The following is a 15,438-nucleotide window of genomic DNA, read 5'->3' as shown; positions in this document are numbered from 1 at the left end:
GTTTATGCAATTTATTCATTATATTTTTATCGCCATATTCACAATTATATTTAGCAATAGTGTATTTGCTGCAGCGCCTACAAAGCCTGCACATCAGGTAGTTGATATAAAAAACAAAGCCAACTTTGAAGATGCAGAATTTAGCCTAAAAATTAACGACATAGTTATGCCATATTCGGTGTTTTCAGTATTTGTAATGCCCAAAGAGCAAGTTGAGTTTGAAGTGCTTTTTGCGCAATCAAAAAACGCTTACACGCTAATTAATACTCAAGGGAAATCTAAGCTTACAAACACCAACCGCTGGCAATGGCAAGCACCCAAAGAGCCCGGTTTAACAACGGTAATTATTGAGTCGCCCGATAAAAAACAGCGTATGAAAATCAACGTATTTGTAAAAGTACCGGCAGACAATGTTGAAGGAGGAAAGCTCAAGTATTACCACATTGGGCACTATCCTAAACCTTCACAGATTAAAGACGCTTCATACTACATAGTGCCCGATGGCTTTGTTAAGGTAACGCCTGAAAATGAAAACGTAAAAATATCACCTCACTTTTCACTAAAGGAATTTGTTAGTAAGCAGCGAAGTAAGTACCCAAAGTATTTATTTTTACAAAATAAGTTGTTACTTAAACTAGAAAAAATACGCAAAGAACTGATTTTAGAAGGTATACCGGTTAGTAATATGGTGGTTATGAGCGGTTATAGAACTCCGTACTACAACAAATCAATTGGCAATGTAAAACTTAGCCGACATGTATTTGGTGATGCTGCCGATATTTTTATAGATAACGATGGCAACTACCGTATGGATGATATTAATAATGACGGTAAGCATTCAATTGGTGACGCTAAAGCGATGGCCGATATAGTGGAGTCGTTAGCTAGACGTGAATCATTTAAAGGTTTACTAGGTGGTTTAGGTATTTATGGGCCTAAGTCGCACAGAGGCGCATTTATACATGTTGATACGCGTGGCTTTAAAGCGCGATGGGTGAGTAAGTAATGGCAGCGTCTACGTCATTTAGCATAATGCTAAACCAGTTAAATCTAATTGTACGAGAGATTAGCTAAGCCAAGGTAGCTTGGTTTTTATAAGCCCTTTGTTTATTAACATTTTATATCTTTACTGAGCTAGTCTTTTTTGCTTTAAACTGAGGCGCTTATATGAGCTATAAACATGGTGTGTATCAGCCGCTTTCCAATAATTAATTATTTTAATTTTGTACGAAAAGCTTTAAATATAAAGGCTGCATAAGCAGCCTTTATATTGTGCTATTGCAGCATAAACGTTTCGTATTCTAAATCTTCAAATTGTTTAGAAAGCCAAAATAAGCCAACAACAGAGGTAATAATAGTTGAGAGTGCAAAGCCGTAACCATAAAACTGCGGCCCAAAAGCGATTGATAGCAAAGTTAAAACAACGTTTATTACCAAAAATAGCCCCGCTAAAAATAGGACGGTTGAGCGTTTATCTAAATAAAACAAAATATTTAAAATAGACAAAAATATAACTTGTACACCCACACCAACTACATCAATAAATAAAAGCGTTTTATAGTTTGGATCAATACCAATAAAGGTAAGTATTTGCTCGCCCCATAATAATAAGCAGGCAACGGTAATACCTTGAATTTTAAATATATCGTATAAACCGGCACGTGCAGTTTGGATCATATTGTCTTTTAAATAGTAAATTTCTTCTAACGATGAACCCTCTCGAATAGCTGTGTAAAAACGGTCGTATTCTTCTACAAAGTCGGTTTCCATTTTTACTAAAAATACTGCCATACCGGGAATAATAGACAAATAGGCTAAAAATATAGGCAAGTCGTAAATTGGGCTGGCTCTTAACGTGCCAATAATTTGAATTGATGTGCTTGGTGAATACCAAAAAATGATTTTATCAGCCCACACACCAATGTTATAAAACAGACCACAAAAGAATAGGCTGTAATACACTTTTTTATTGCTTAAAAAGTCAAAGCTTATAAGTTTTTCACCTGGGTAGCGGCGAATAATCATAAACAAAAAGCTAAAAAAGAGCAGAGCTTCGCCTGCAAAAAACGCAAAAAATAAGCCGTCTAACTGCCAGTCTCTTAATAAGTATGCAAGTAATACCATAAAGGCGTAACCACTTAGCATGGTTATTAAAATTAACCGGTATTCTTTCATACCTGATAGAAAAATAGCGCCAAGCCACTGATTACATAAGCTTACAAAGGCACCTAAAATTATAATCTTAGTAACAACGGGTATAGGGAGCATAGGCCATACAGCCAAGCTTACCAATAACGCGGCTATTGTTGTTATAAGTTGCGCACCAAGTAAATTAGGCAGTACCTTTGCCTCTTCTTTTTGAAAAAATAAATCGGCAATAAATCGAGTTAGTAATAACTGCAAACCACCCGTTAAAATAAGTGAGGCGGCCATCATGTAGGTAACAAGCGTTAAAAATTGAATAATAAGTACTTTAGGTAATACAATTCCCAAACTTAAAATACCAATAAGCATTAACGCTACAATAGAGAGCAGCCAAGGGCCTGAGCCTATTAAACCTGCGTAGCCGTATGCTTCAAAAACTGAGAGCAGGGTATTTTTTTTGAGAATTTTTCGTATCTCAAAACCTATTCCAGCCATGCTATTGTATCCTTATAAAGTTTATCGTAACGGGCAAACATGTGGCTCTCGTCATAAAATTTTTGTACGCGGTCTAAACCACTTTTTTGATACTCAAGCCAAGCTTGCTCATTTGTTAGCATGTTTGATATTTGCTTTGCTGTGTCGTTCGGAGAAGCAATTGGGACAACTTCACCGGCTTTACCTAACGCTCTATCTTCATCGGTTCCGCCTTCGATTATTTCGCGGCACGAGCCAACATCACTAGCAAGTACAGGCACACCAGCCGCCATTGCCTCTAAAAGCACTAAAGGCTGCGCTTCAGAAATCGAGGTTAAAGCTACAATTCCGAGCTGAGGCAAAATTTTAGTAATATCTTGCATACCTAAAAACTTAACACTGTTTTGTAAATCAAGGCTGCCTACCAGTAGCTCACACTCTTTGTAGTATTGTGGATCTTCTTCGAAAGGGCCGATGATCCAGCCTTCGACCTCTGGTAATATCGATTGCGCTTCTTTAATCGCACGTATAAAGGTTTTAATATCTTTTATAGGCACTACACGTCCAATTAACCCAACAACCGGTGGTATCTGTTTTGGACGCTGATCAAGCGCTTCAATAAAGCGCACTGTTTTAATGCCATTAGGCACAACAAATGCTTTTTCAGGTGCTGCACCATCTTTTATTTGGCGCTGCCTGTTACCGTCGTATAGCGAAATGATCTTATCTGCTTCTTGGTATGTTGTTCGGCCAATTTGCTCAAAAAAGCTGATCCACATACGGCGAATAAAGCCCATCTCGGTATTTAATTTTTTACCTAGGCTTTGTTCTGACTCTTTGATCCAACTGGCTTGAATAAGATCTATTTTTCTCTCTTTGGTGTAAATACCATGCTCGGTCAACAAAAAGGGAGTATTACTTATTACACTGGCGCCAGCTCCTAAAATACCCGCATACCCGGTAGATATTGAGTGAATAAGTTTAACTTTAGGAAGCCCTCGTGCAATTTCGGCTATTTTAAATAGCGGCTTATATAAATTGCGATATGACCAAAAAAAGTCAATAAAAGAAGATTCATCACAAAAAGTTGAATAATAATTAGTGAGTACTTGCCATGAAGATTCACTATATAAAAAGTCGGCTTCATTAATACCGTCTTTTTTAGCTAAAGTTTCAAATGCAAACTTTAATAATTCAGTCGGGATTGGCTCGTTACAATCTCTAAAATAATTTTGTAGTTGCTGCCAAAAATCAAAGAGTTCTTTTTTATATTTAACCCCATGCTTAGCTTTTATTTCAGAGGTATCATTTTGTACTAAATAATGAACATGCAGCTTGGTAACGTTTTCAGGCAAGGTATATTGAATCTCGCCATAATGCTCTGGCGCTCCACCTATAAAAACAAGCTCAAAGTTATAATGAGGTAACCCTTCAATTATTTGATGAACCCAGCTAGATACGCCACCACGCACATAAGGGTAAGTACCTTCTAAAAGCAGTAAAATGTCTGCATTTTTGTTACTCATGCCAATACTCCTGTAAATGACGTAATTCACTGCCCTTAGGTTGTTCTGGGAGTTCTTTTAAGTAGCGTTTACAGTCGTCAAACTTGTTCATACAAAAGGCAACTTCGGCTTTATAAGGGAGAACATGACGCCTTGCCATGCCCGACTCAGTTGCTTTGAGTAGGTACTCATGGGCTATTTCGTATTTGTCTAAGGCTAAAGATATACGCCCTAAAAATATAAAAGTTGCAGGTGTTTTTATGTGCTTAATACTTTGCAATGCAAGTGCTTCTGCTTTTTCTAAAACGTATTTACGCAGTGCGCCTTGTGCTAAGCCTAAATAGCTCAGTTCCCAATAAAGTTCGGCTAGCTGTTTTTGTAAATGACTCAATTTTGGCTGCTTAGTTGTAACTACTATTTCTTGCTGGTACAAACTGATTTTTTCGTTAAGTTTGATTTCTTTACCATCAAGGGTTGAGTAGGCGAGTAGTCGAATATCATCTTCTAAATCTTTAAGTGCTAGCTTTAAAATAGGAATAGCTTGTGAGTCACTCATGTGACGAGCCGCCATTACAGCACTTAAACGCTTGTTTGGCTCATTAGCGTGCTTCAAAATTGCTTTAAGTCCGCCCATAGAATAGGTTGGATTTGCTGATATTGCTCTGGCTTCAAAAGGAAGCTCAGGTATTTTATGCTCCTCTATTTCTATCTCGTCATTCTTGAGAGGTTTACAAAGAGCAAATGTAAGTGCTACTACAACACCTATAATTCCATGTACTGGTAATGTAAGCAATAATAAAAACATGAGTAGCAAAGAGCTATAAGGAGTCGTTTTGTATTTTTTAGGTATAAAAACATAACTAACAATAGCAAAAAAGATGCTAGCAATAGCATGCAATAATATAGCTAAAAACCAATTAGGTGTTTCCAGTACTTCTATTAGTGCAAAGTACTGACAAATAAACCCTAATATAGCCGCTACAATAATTATAATCATGAAAGTGAAACCAATCTCTTTATGTCATCTGAGCTTATAGGTAGTGCAAGTTGCTGCTCAATAACAATATCAAGCTCAGCTAAAGTGCTACCAGTGCGCTCTTTACACCAAGTGTTCATTCGGGCGATAAACCCTGCTTTTTCAAGTTCATCAGCTAATGGCATCAATAGCAGTAATACCTGATTTTGATTATCGTACAAATAAATGTCTAAACCACGGCGTGCTTCACTTAAATAACTCATAAGTTGAGTGGATTTATCAGTAATATTATTAGCTTTTATTTTTAGTAGCTGCGATGGAATGTTGTATCGTTTTGCTTCTTTATTCGCACGTTTAACTTGGCGAATAAAGTATGGATACTCTTCATAAGTCATTACTGGGTTTGTTATTTCATGGCGCAGTAAATCGCCTATATGCCCAGCCATTACAGCAAGTAATGTTAGAGTTGTATTTTTAAGCGCAAAAAATTGTATTCTTTCAACCAAAATAGCGCCGTAAATAGTATTGTTTACGTCGATAAGTGGGATTGCCATATGGTATTTACTTATACCCGATGATGCTTTTTCGTCTTTTACCGATACTAATTCTTTTTCTTCGATCATTGCTAATATAAGAGGATCGTTTTTAGCTATTGGACTCATTTTACCTATAGAGGCAAGTGGTGGCTCTAAAACACTGTCGTTTTCAACTTTATATAACCCCGCTCTTTCTAGCGAACCGTACTCAACAAACAAGTCGATTATTTTTTGCGCTGCGCTATCAAGTCTTCTTTCTTTTAATAGCCCGATAGAGGTTCTTACTGCTTGTAGTGATTCACGTAAACTTAACGTATGGCCAGCTAGCATTTGCTCAATTCTATCGTGAGATGAATTAATTAAATGATACTGACGAGTAAATGTTTCAAGACGATCTGTTACGTACTCAAGCTGAATACTTTGCTGTTGATTAGTACGCTCCCACACATCTCTAAATTCGCCTGTGATCATAATTACAATAATGTAGCCAATCATAGCGTTAATATTGAAGTCGCTTTGCGGTGATAAAATATTTGCTTGAAGTAAAAAAAGTTGGCCAACAAGCAAACATAAAATACTAATAAAGCCTTTTGAAAAGCCATAGCGTAAAGAAACTAAAAGTGGGCCAAGTACAGGCCACGAAAACCCTCCCTCAGTCCAAAATGGGTCCTGTGCGTTAAATAATACAGGCAGCCCTAAAGCAAGCGCGGTAAATATAAATACCTCAGCCCATATTTGTAGCCCAGGAACGTCTCTTGGTCTAAGGAAATGTGTTTTCACTCACTAACCTCTATATAAGAAATTAAATCGGCAATCACATCTTGTGCTGTTGCTGCAATGCTATCGCGGCCCCAGCCACTTTTAGCAATAGTACCTGTCCAAACTGGTGTGGTTTGTCCATTTACAGTGAGTGATAATGTAAGTGCAACAACAGGTTCGCCATCAAGCCCTGCTTTATAGCGCCACTCTTCAATGCTGCCTGTTAGTACATAGTCAGCTTGTTGAGTGCTTAACCATTGCATAGCATTGTCTAAACGGTATTGATCATCCAGTGGTGGAAGCTCTTTGCTGTTTACGCGAGGTGCACGTATTAGAGTTGGTAATTTATTTTGTTGCCAAATACTGGCTAAAATATCTTCAGCACGCTCACCGGCAAGCGGTGTTTGAGCATGATTAACAAGCGGCATTAGTGCCACTGTTTTTGAAGGGCTAAGCTCTATATCATCAGCAACTCTGCTGGTGGTACATGCTGATAATAGTAATACCAAACACGGTATAATTAAACGAAACATACTCTCTCCTAACATTAAAAATGTACGTAATAACCTAATTGTAATTGTGTATCTGAGTTACCCACTTTATTACTACTTTGGTAACCCAGCTGTAATTTAAATAAATCATCGCCCAGTACAGACCAACCTGCGCCACTTGAAACTGATACATCTACTGTATCGTTAAGTGTTTGATAGCCAGTACTTATATCAAATAACCACGAAGGGCTTGCGCCTAGGTATGGTGGTTCTAAAGAACCAGTTGAAGCAAATGAGGTCCCTAGTGCAAAACGTCTAAATGGTTGAAGGTCAACTCTTAGCGGTCTTCTGCTTGCATCTGTATTTATTAATGCATTAACACGTTCAAAGTCTTGCCATTGCGCACTAAAATAAGCGTTCCAAATTGGGCGGTCTTTTAAAATACTGTATTGGTAACGAGCATTATATTCTTGGCCGTTTATTAGTGAGCTGCCATCGCTTCTTCGAGAAAAAGACATCGCTGCTGCTGATAGCTGTACGTTTTGTCTACCATCAATATTGTAGTTAACATAGGCCGTGGCTTTATCTAGCTGAGCATAGCTAAGTAGTGCTTTTGATTGGCGGTTTTCAACATTATATTCAAGCTTTAAACCTACCTGTGTTCGTGAATCCCATTGATAACGAGAGTCTAAGCTAAGACCTTGGCGGCTAACTAAGCTGCCTTGGTGCGAATCTATTTTTGCATCAAAATACCAACGACCAAAGGTCATTTTATCTTCTATCGCAAACAGTAATCCGTTGTTATCAAGGTTTTGCTGATTACTTAAACTTAATTTCCATTGCCCATTAGCATAAGGAAAATAAACGTTTACATCGTACTGGCTACTGTTTAAACCAGCCTCTGGCGATAGGTTAATTTCAAGCGCTCTAAAATAGGATGAGCGTGCATTTCTAAGTAAACTCAATTGCGATTGACTTGGTTCTTCAGTGAGTTCTTCGTACCAACGTTGCATGGTGGCATAGGGTTGTTTTAAATAGAGTAGGGCGTTTAGCTCATCTAATTTGCTTAGTGAACCCTCAGCTATAAGCTGTTTCGCTTTATTAAACTCGCCGTTGGTTATATAAAGTTGTAGCTTTTGCCATGGCTCTAATTTTTGTGCAGCCCTGCGCGCTAACCACCAGTTTGTTTGAGGTTCACCAATAGTGTCGGGGGCAAGTTCTTCCATTGTGTTTAATTGCATTAAATGAGGAACTGCCATCGCGCCCGCCCAGCGGAACATTAGGCCTCTGTAGGCATATTTATCTTTAGGTAAGTGTTGCAGTAAATAGTGATTAAGTTCAGCAGCATTTGCATAATAGCCAAGTTGTTTCATTACACCGGCTAAGTTAACCAGTGTTGTTAAGTCACTTGGATCTGCAATGGCCAATTTACGCAAATAAAAGTAGGCACTGTTATATGATTTTTCATAAATAGATAGGCTAGCTAAGAGTTGCGTCCACGCATAGGAAGTGTCGCTTTGAGAATAGCGCGTTAAAATGCGGCCAATCATTACAGTGTCATGCATTTGCAGCGCTAACCAACCTTGTGCAAGCACAACATCAGAGTCATATTCGCTTAATTTAGCAGCGCGGTTTAAAGTTGTATAAGCTGAATTTAAATCACTTTGGTTTTGATACCAATTAGAAAGAATTAACCAAGCAGGATAGAGAGCTTTATTATATCGTTGTTTATCAAGTTCAGCATGAATACGTGCAACTGATTTAGCATCATTTACTTGTGTGCTTAATAATGCAATTTGAATCAATTGACGGTCAGTTTGCGACTCACTTTTCCATAAATAATCAAGAAGCTCCTGAGGCCTACCTTCAAAGCGCAATTGTTGGTAGTGCAGCATGTCGCCTACGCTTAAAGGGCTTATTTGTTGTAACTGCTCTAATGCATATAGCTCATGAGCTTTGTCTTGGACTCGCATTGCCATGTCTACATTGGCACTCCAAAACTCATCGTCAGAACTTTCATGTTTGTTTTTTAGTACTTGCAGAGCTGTAGAAAAGTCATCTTCTAGCCAAAATGCGCGGGCAATCCAAAGTAAATCTTCTTCATTTTTAGGCCCTTTATATGTAGGCCACAAAGCTCTTAATGCTTTTAAATTACCAGTATCGTGAAGTACTTTTGCTTTCCAATATTGTGATAATGCACTTTTACCATTTATTTGCTCAAAGCGTTCAATATTATTTAACTCTTGCTTTGTGTTACCAATAAATTCGTTAGCTTGCATCCAATTAGCAAAGCCATTTCCTTTTAGATTTCTATTTTGGGCTTTATATTCGTATATATCATTAGCATCTTGGTATAAATATAAAGCGGTGGCATCGTTAATACTATCGGTAAGCATCGAAGGGGTTACGGCTTTGTTAGACATTAGCCATTTAAACTCTCGAAGTGCCTCTTTAGGCTTGTTTTGCCAGCGCTTTATCTTCCAATTTAATAAATGTAGCTCTTTGTCATCTGGGCTTTGTAGTAATAACTTTGCAAGTAATTGCTCAGCCCCTTTTGCATTTCCATTTGCTAAACGCAGGTGCATTGCTTGTGTTAAGTACTCGCTGTTATTTGGCTCGCTCTTTAATAAGCTTTCAATGGCTTGAGCTGCATCTTCTGTGTTGCCAGCCAAGTTTGCTAAATAAAGGGTGCGTTTAACATCGGCTTTGTCACCGTAGGTGTTCCACCATGCATAAGCTTGAATCGGATTATTTGCGCCAAGTGCAGTTTCAATCGCTTTAGCTGCAATGTCAGCATTTATATTTGTTTTATAAATAGCGAATGCTTTGTCAGGTTCCCCTGCGCTTAACCAGTAATCGGCTGCAAGGAGTGGCTGTTTATTTTTTTGATAATACTGAGCAACTTTTGCGTTTAACCCAACGGCTTTTGCAACAGTCAGTATTTGTTCGTTCCAATTTTTATGAGCTCCTATTTTTAATGATAGCTCTTCAAAGCGGTCGTCAACTTTAGCACCACTTGCTAGCCATAATGAGTAAAGCAGCTTTATTTCAAGTGTTGCTTTGCGCTCGCCCCTAGGTAGCTTTTCAAGCTCGTTAGTGGCTTGTGAATACTCACTAAGCCCTATATGTAGCTCAACCAATTTTGCGCGAAGCTTTTCGTTGTCGGGCTCTGCATTGAGTGCTGCATTGAGGTAAGATTTCTCAAAGGTATAATCTTGTGAAAGTGCATCATCTTCAAAAAATAAGGTATGGGGAAATAACGCATAAAGTGCAAAACAACTTACAGCTAGTATCGCTAATATTGTTTTTATAGAAATTAACTGAGGGCGCTTTTTAGTATTCATTATAGAGCAGATCCGTTGCAGTTAAGGTAACCATAAAAGTCACCTGTAGGTATTTTAAAATGTGTTAATTTACCCCGATTAATACCTTTGAAGCGCTCACCCAAATTAGATACAAATTCGCAAGAACGTGCATTAATTAAATCAAGTGAAGCGGGCACCCATGCTTTAAAACTAACCGGTCCGTTAACTTGCCAGTTATCAATAACAACATTTGCAGACGCTAAATAAGGTTTTTTACTATTTTGGCTATGATCAAAGCTAAGGCGAGCTATGTTATTTATAATATGTATGTAGTCACCTTTTTCAGTTACACCAGATACTCCTTCACTTTGAGCTATGTTTGGCACATCAAAATCGCTAGGTATGCGCAGAGTGCGAATGTACTTTGAGCTAAATAACCATTCATTATTACTGTTTTTTGCAAGTGCAGAAAAGTAAAAATCTTTTGCTACTTTTGCATAGTGGCTTAAATGCACCGGTGTATTTGGCCTTGCTAAAACATAATCAATGTTGTGTTTAAGGGCGTCTAAGCCCGCAAGAACTTCACCTGAATAAAAGTGATAATAAATAGTGTAAGGTTTTAACCTATATGGCTTTTCTGTTATTTCGAATGTTTCGGTTAAGCGTCTAAAGCCGTAATAAGGGCCATGCCATAAGTTTGTGTAAACATTTTCATTTAATATGGGGGCGTAAATTTGATACAGCAAATCTCTTTCAGGGCGACCGATAGGGGAGATGTGAGAAAGGCTTGGGTTATCAGCATTTACATCAGTATTACCACCGTTGACATTTAACACGCCAGCGTCACGAGCAAGTTCAAGTGCTTTTGGGCCAGGTGTTGCATCACCAGACCATAGCATCATTACTGTTTTTTTATTTTTAGGTGCGAGCTTGTCATTAATGTACTTTATCGAGTCGGTAATTTCTTTTTTAAGGCTAATTGTGTTGTAGCTAGGCACGTCTAGATGAAAACCGTAATCTGTGTCGTCTTCATCTATTTTTTTCCGCCCAGATAGGGCTGTCCAAAAATAGGGGTGACTATAAGTGTGTGAAGCAACTTCTACGTAAGGCAGGTTAAAAATACTACGCGCAATGCCTTCGAGTTTGGCACTTTGTTTAGAATGAATACCGCCTTCTTCAATATCAGCTTGGATCACTGATGACGTTAACGGTAGTTTGTAGTGTTTAATTATTTCATCTCGAATTACTTCTGCTGAATAAGGCTTACCTGCGTAGTGGGCAACACTTGTAAATCCATCTCCATCGATATGCAAAGTAAGCATTCGCCTGCCGCTTTCGGTGGTTGTATCTGGCACTAATATAGGTGGTAACCCCATTGCTTGAGTAAGCAATGTACGCGGATCAATAACCCATTTGCTGCCTTCCATCGGAAATGTGTCAATTAACCAAGGAGCGGCCACGACTGCACCATATTTAGTTTTAGCCGCTTGTAAAATACTTATATTATTAGCAGACTTTATTGTTATTAGAGGAGTCGCATCAGTTGCTAATTTAAGTAAGTATGGTTTAACAATAGGGGGAGGTTTTGTTGACTCCCCTTTGAGCCAAGGTGCAAAGCTATCTTGTTTATATGGACCTTCAGGTAGTGTGTTTAACGACTCAATACCTAAGCTTAATAATAATTTAGTTGATTGTGGTAACTCGCCTAAAATGAGTTCTGGTACAACACCTAAATTAGCTTCAAGCCAATTGTTTAGTGTTGGTGTGTAAAACGTATCGCTTGTGGTCCACGAGATAATACCTGCATGCAAGCTAGGATCAACTAAAGGTAAGTCGCGCTTTGCCATATCTATGTAGTCAGGTATATATCCCAAATACTCAATCATGGTCGCTAGTTTTAAATGTACGGTAGTGTAAATGAGTGGCTTTACGTTACTGTTGTACGGAATGAGGATGCGTCTTGGTACTGGTGATATAGTTGATGTACCCCATGTTTGTAAGTGTCCATCAGTTACCCAAGGGGTAAAACCTGCCTGCTTAATTTTTTGCGCCATAGTAAGACGGTTGTCAGGCTGTGTATAATCAATAACTTGTACTTTAAAACCAAGCTTTTGTGCCGTTTTTAATTGTGCACTTAGCCAAGCTTGATCGTTCTCGGTGGTTAATTTGTAGCTATTATTGATTGGGTTGTAATGGCTATATAAACCTTCAGCCACTAAATCGCTGGCTAAACCGGTAAGTCTAGGTAGTAACTCAAAGCCTCGGTTGAGGATAAGGTGTTTATTAAACGTGCCAGACAGACTTTTTATAATTGCGACTAAGCCATTTTGTTGGTCTGATTTACTGTGCTTATCATCTAAAAGTTGATAGCTGTCTAGAGTATCTAAAAACAAGCCACTGAAGCCTCGTGCTTTTAAAGTAGCTGCGTTATTTTGCACATGTTGTTGCCAATGCGTAGATGTTAAATCGGCAATGTGGCTATTCCAATTAGGGTTAACTGCGAGTGAAGACTCACTTTCAATAAACGACTCACCAACACTTAAATAAGCATAAACAGCCATGTCACGCTGTTTAAACCAATTGAGTTCGTGCTCAGTCACAAGGTCAGGCTGAACTACAACGCGAGAATAAAAGGTCATTTCAGCTAATGGCATCGGCGCTGAGTAGTAAAAAGCGATACTATTATTTACAGGCGTTGCGAATGCGTGAGCCGACACTAAAAGTGCAAGGTATAAAATATACTTCATTAATAATTCATTTTTATTAGATTATAACTGTGGCTCAAAGTGATGTGTTCCAATTTTGTTCTAGTTGTTTGGTATTAGGAATATAGGACTATTATATGTTAATGGAAGTTTAATATCCATATGTTCATTATTTATATGAACCTAAAACCAATACTAACATGACTAATGAGTTAACTCATAACATACGAAGCAATCGAGCGGCTCAGTACGCTATCAAATTAATTTTAGATCAATACAGTCGTTAGAATTTTGAATATAACAAAAAGGCTGGTAAATAATATATTGATTAATACAAAGGTCGCAGTGTTTTTAGTGTTCAAATACCTCCTTTGTGACTATAATATCAGCACGCAGAGCAAGGTATGGGTATACTCCCACCAAATTTTTTATTTACTACGTTTTAAACCCAATAAAACATAGTAAACAGTCGTAATTTAACTTTGGCAATTGTCGCTATATATGCATTTATACACCTCGGGGAAAAAATGAGTAATTTAAGCTTGAAAAACAAATTGCTGTTACTAGGGCCTGTTTATCTTTCGAGGTTAAATTTGCAGCAGTATGTTTGGTATTTAGGCAAGGCAGAGCCTATGTAGTGTGGTTATTCCCCATAAATAGGCGATAACACAGCATAAATGCCAAACATGCGCTGCCCGAAGGGTTCTACCCAGGGGCAATTAACTCTTTGTTGCTCGGTTTTTACTTAGCCCACTAGGTTACAAACCTCACGCCGCGATTAAATCGCCCCTAGATTGAACAAATTTTAATCCTGAAAGGTCAACAGGCCCTAGCTATTTTACCGCTAATGCTACTTTTGATCAGCTTAATGCTGAGTTCTTATTATTTAGAGAATAAAAATCAGCAACAAAATTTTGAAGCATTTCAAACTAAGTTAATAAGTGACAAGCAAACGTTACTAAGTACCGAAATTGAAATTGCTAGCAAAATTGTTCGCTATCAATTAGCAAATGGCTCTGAGCAAGATGCTAAAAACGCTTTAAGAGACTTAACATTTGGCCAAGGTGGTTACTTTTTTATATACGACACCAATGGCATTAGTGTTTTTCATGCATTACTAGGTGATGCTATTGAAGGACAAAATAAAATAGGGATGACTGACCCTAACGGTAAAAAAATAATAGTGGGCTTATTAGAGCAAGCTAGAAAAGGCGGCGGCGCTTTTAACTATCATTTTCAAAAACCAAATACCACAGGCTTAGTTGAAAAGATGGGCTATGCAGCAATGATACCAGGCACAAACTGGATGATTGGTACTGGCGCATATATGGATGATATAGATGCAGAGCTACTTAAATACCAAACAACAATGCAAGAGCACATGAATGATAAGGTAATGACCTTATTATTAATTGCTTTGTTTTGGGTTGTTTTAACAATTATATGTGCGTTAGTTGCCGCAAACACAATGGTAAAACCAATACAGCGCATGGCGCAAAGCCTTGACGATATTGCAAAAGGTGAGGGCGATTTAACTAAGCGCCTAGAGATTGATACTAACGATGAAATAGGTCAACTTGGCGAAGCATTTAATATGTTTGTAAGTAAGCTACATGGCATTATTGCTAATGTGGTTGATGTAACACACGATGTAAAAACAGCTTCTGGTGATATAAATACACAAACACGATTAATTGAAGACAAGTTACTTAATCACAATCATGAAACAGACCTTGTTGCGACGGCTATTACTGAAATGTCGGCTACTTCTCATGAGGTGGCTCAAAATACAAACCAAGTGGCAGAGTCAACCCAAGCGGCAACGCAAGAAGCTGCTAAAGCGCAAGAGTGTGTTGATATTTCACTCAGTGAGGTTTCAAACTTAATGGGAGAAATTAACTTAGCTGCTGAACAGGTTGATTCACTCAGTGATCAATCTAAAAAGATTAATAGCGTACTAAGTGTAATTGGTGGAATTGCTGAGCAAACAAATTTACTTGCACTTAATGCTGCAATAGAAGCTGCGCGAGCAGGTGAGCAAGGCAGAGGGTTTGCAGTTGTTGCTGATGAAGTAAGAAGCCTAGCAAGTCGCACTCAAGTTAGCACACTAGAGATTAGCGAAATGTTGAGTGAGCTACATAATTTAGTATCAGATGCGGTTGCTGCAATGCAAGCAAGCCAAAGTAGTTGTAATCGCTCTGTTGAATCCTCTCGTGCTATTTCAGAAAGTTTAGGCGCGGTAACAAGCTCAGTTAGATCAATTAACGACATGAGTACGCAAATCGCGACAGCAGCGCTGGAGCAAAGTAGCGTTACAGAAGAAATAAACCGTAATGTGTTTGCCATTCAAGAAATAGTTAATGAGCTAACTATTTCAAGTAAAACGACCTCTTCGGTCGGTCAGCATTTGGCTGCGCGTGGTGAAAACTTAGGCCAGCTTGTTGGTCAGTTTAAAATTTAACAAAGCTTGAAGCTCTACACTAAAAGCCGCTAATAGCTGTCTCTTGATCACAAGTCTGACTCAAGAGATTTTGCTAAATCG

The 15,438-nt window shown here is 38.3% G+C and carries 9 protein-coding genes; 2 read left to right on the top strand and 7 right to left on the bottom strand.

All coding sequences use genetic code 11. The annotated features are described in order from the left end of the window. The first annotated feature begins 4 nt into the window (after positions 1 to 4). On the top strand, positions 5 to 1,006 hold the full coding sequence (locus GQR53_RS10160) for a D-Ala-D-Ala carboxypeptidase family metallohydrolase (RefSeq protein WP_024604088.1): 1,002 nt from the start codon (positions 5 to 7) through the stop codon (positions 1,004 to 1,006). 269 nt (positions 1,007 to 1,275) lie between these two features. Here GQR53_RS10160 and pelG read toward each other — a convergent pair whose 3' ends face one another. From pelG to GQR53_RS10125, 7 genes are read right to left on the bottom strand one after another with little or no spacing between them, the layout of a single operon-like run. After that, positions 1,276 to 2,640: an exopolysaccharide Pel transporter PelG gene (gene pelG, locus GQR53_RS10155; protein ID WP_024604089.1), complete on the bottom strand. Its 1,365-nt coding sequence runs from the start codon at positions 2,638 to 2,640 to the stop codon at positions 1,276 to 1,278. Beyond that, positions 2,628 to 4,145, bottom strand: a complete 1,518-nt coding sequence (pelF, locus tag GQR53_RS10150) for a GT4 family glycosyltransferase PelF (protein ID WP_165743864.1) — start codon at positions 4,143 to 4,145, stop codon at positions 2,628 to 2,630. Before pelF ends, pelG begins: the two co-directional genes overlap by 13 nt. Beyond that, positions 4,138 to 5,121 (bottom strand): HEAT repeat domain-containing protein, encoded by a 984-nt coding sequence (locus GQR53_RS10145; protein WP_024604990.1) that lies wholly within the window; start codon positions 5,119 to 5,121, stop codon positions 4,138 to 4,140. The genes pelF and GQR53_RS10145 overlap by 8 nt, the downstream gene beginning before the upstream one ends. After that, entirely contained in the window at positions 5,118 to 6,416 is a 1,299-nt protein-coding gene (locus GQR53_RS10140; protein ID WP_165743863.1) for a PelD GGDEF domain-containing protein, read from the bottom strand. The genes GQR53_RS10145 and GQR53_RS10140 overlap by 4 nt, the downstream gene beginning before the upstream one ends. Continuing rightward, entirely contained in the window at positions 6,413 to 6,928 is a 516-nt protein-coding gene (locus tag GQR53_RS10135; protein WP_002958938.1) for a hypothetical protein, read from the bottom strand. Before GQR53_RS10135 ends, GQR53_RS10140 begins: the two co-directional genes overlap by 4 nt. A 14-nt stretch (positions 6,929 to 6,942) precedes the next feature. Continuing rightward, positions 6,943 to 10,230, bottom strand: a complete 3,288-nt coding sequence (locus tag GQR53_RS10130) for a tetratricopeptide repeat protein (RefSeq protein WP_165743862.1) — start codon at positions 10,228 to 10,230, stop codon at positions 6,943 to 6,945. Then, entirely contained in the window at positions 10,230 to 12,938 is a 2,709-nt protein-coding gene (locus GQR53_RS10125) for an endo alpha-1,4 polygalactosaminidase (RefSeq protein WP_165743861.1), read from the bottom strand. Before GQR53_RS10125 ends, GQR53_RS10130 begins: the two co-directional genes overlap by 1 nt. A gap of 826 nt (positions 12,939 to 13,764) precedes the next feature. On the opposite strand from GQR53_RS10125, the gene GQR53_RS10120 reads away from it, so the two are divergent. Next, on the top strand, positions 13,765 to 15,357 hold the full coding sequence (locus tag GQR53_RS10120; RefSeq protein ID WP_240917460.1) for a methyl-accepting chemotaxis protein: 1,593 nt from the start codon (positions 13,765 to 13,767) through the stop codon (positions 15,355 to 15,357). The last annotated feature ends 81 nt before the right edge of the window (positions 15,358 to 15,438 follow it).

This window comes from Pseudoalteromonas sp. Z9A6, from assembly GCF_011378805.1.
GTDB classification, from domain to species: Bacteria; Pseudomonadota; Gammaproteobacteria; order Enterobacterales; family Alteromonadaceae; genus Pseudoalteromonas; species Pseudoalteromonas distincta.
The sequence above is the reverse complement of the archived record's forward strand: the minus strand, read 5'-3'. Positions and strand labels throughout refer to the sequence as shown.

Coding starts and splice junctions, on each gene's coding strand:
- GQR53_RS10160 (WP_024604088.1), top strand. CDS start 5: ATGCAATTTATTCATTATATTTTTATCGCCATATTCACAATTATATTT.
- pelG (WP_024604089.1), bottom strand. CDS start 2,640: ATGGCTGGAATAGGTTTTGAGATACGAAAAATTCTCAAAAAAAATACC.
- pelF (WP_165743864.1), bottom strand. CDS start 4,145: ATGAGTAACAAAAATGCAGACATTTTACTGCTTTTAGAAGGTACTTAC.
- GQR53_RS10145 (WP_024604990.1), bottom strand. CDS start 5,121: ATGATTATAATTATTGTAGCGGCTATATTAGGGTTTATTTGTCAGTAC.
- GQR53_RS10135 (WP_002958938.1), bottom strand. CDS start 6,928: ATGTTTCGTTTAATTATACCGTGTTTGGTATTACTATTATCAGCATGT.
- GQR53_RS10130 (WP_165743862.1), bottom strand. CDS start 10,230: ATGAATACTAAAAAGCGCCCTCAGTTAATTTCTATAAAAACAATATTA.
- GQR53_RS10125 (WP_165743861.1), bottom strand. CDS start 12,938: ATGAAGTATATTTTATACCTTGCACTTTTAGTGTCGGCTCACGCATTC.
- GQR53_RS10120 (WP_240917460.1), top strand. CDS start 13,765: ATGCTGAGTTCTTATTATTTAGAGAATAAAAATCAGCAACAAAATTTT.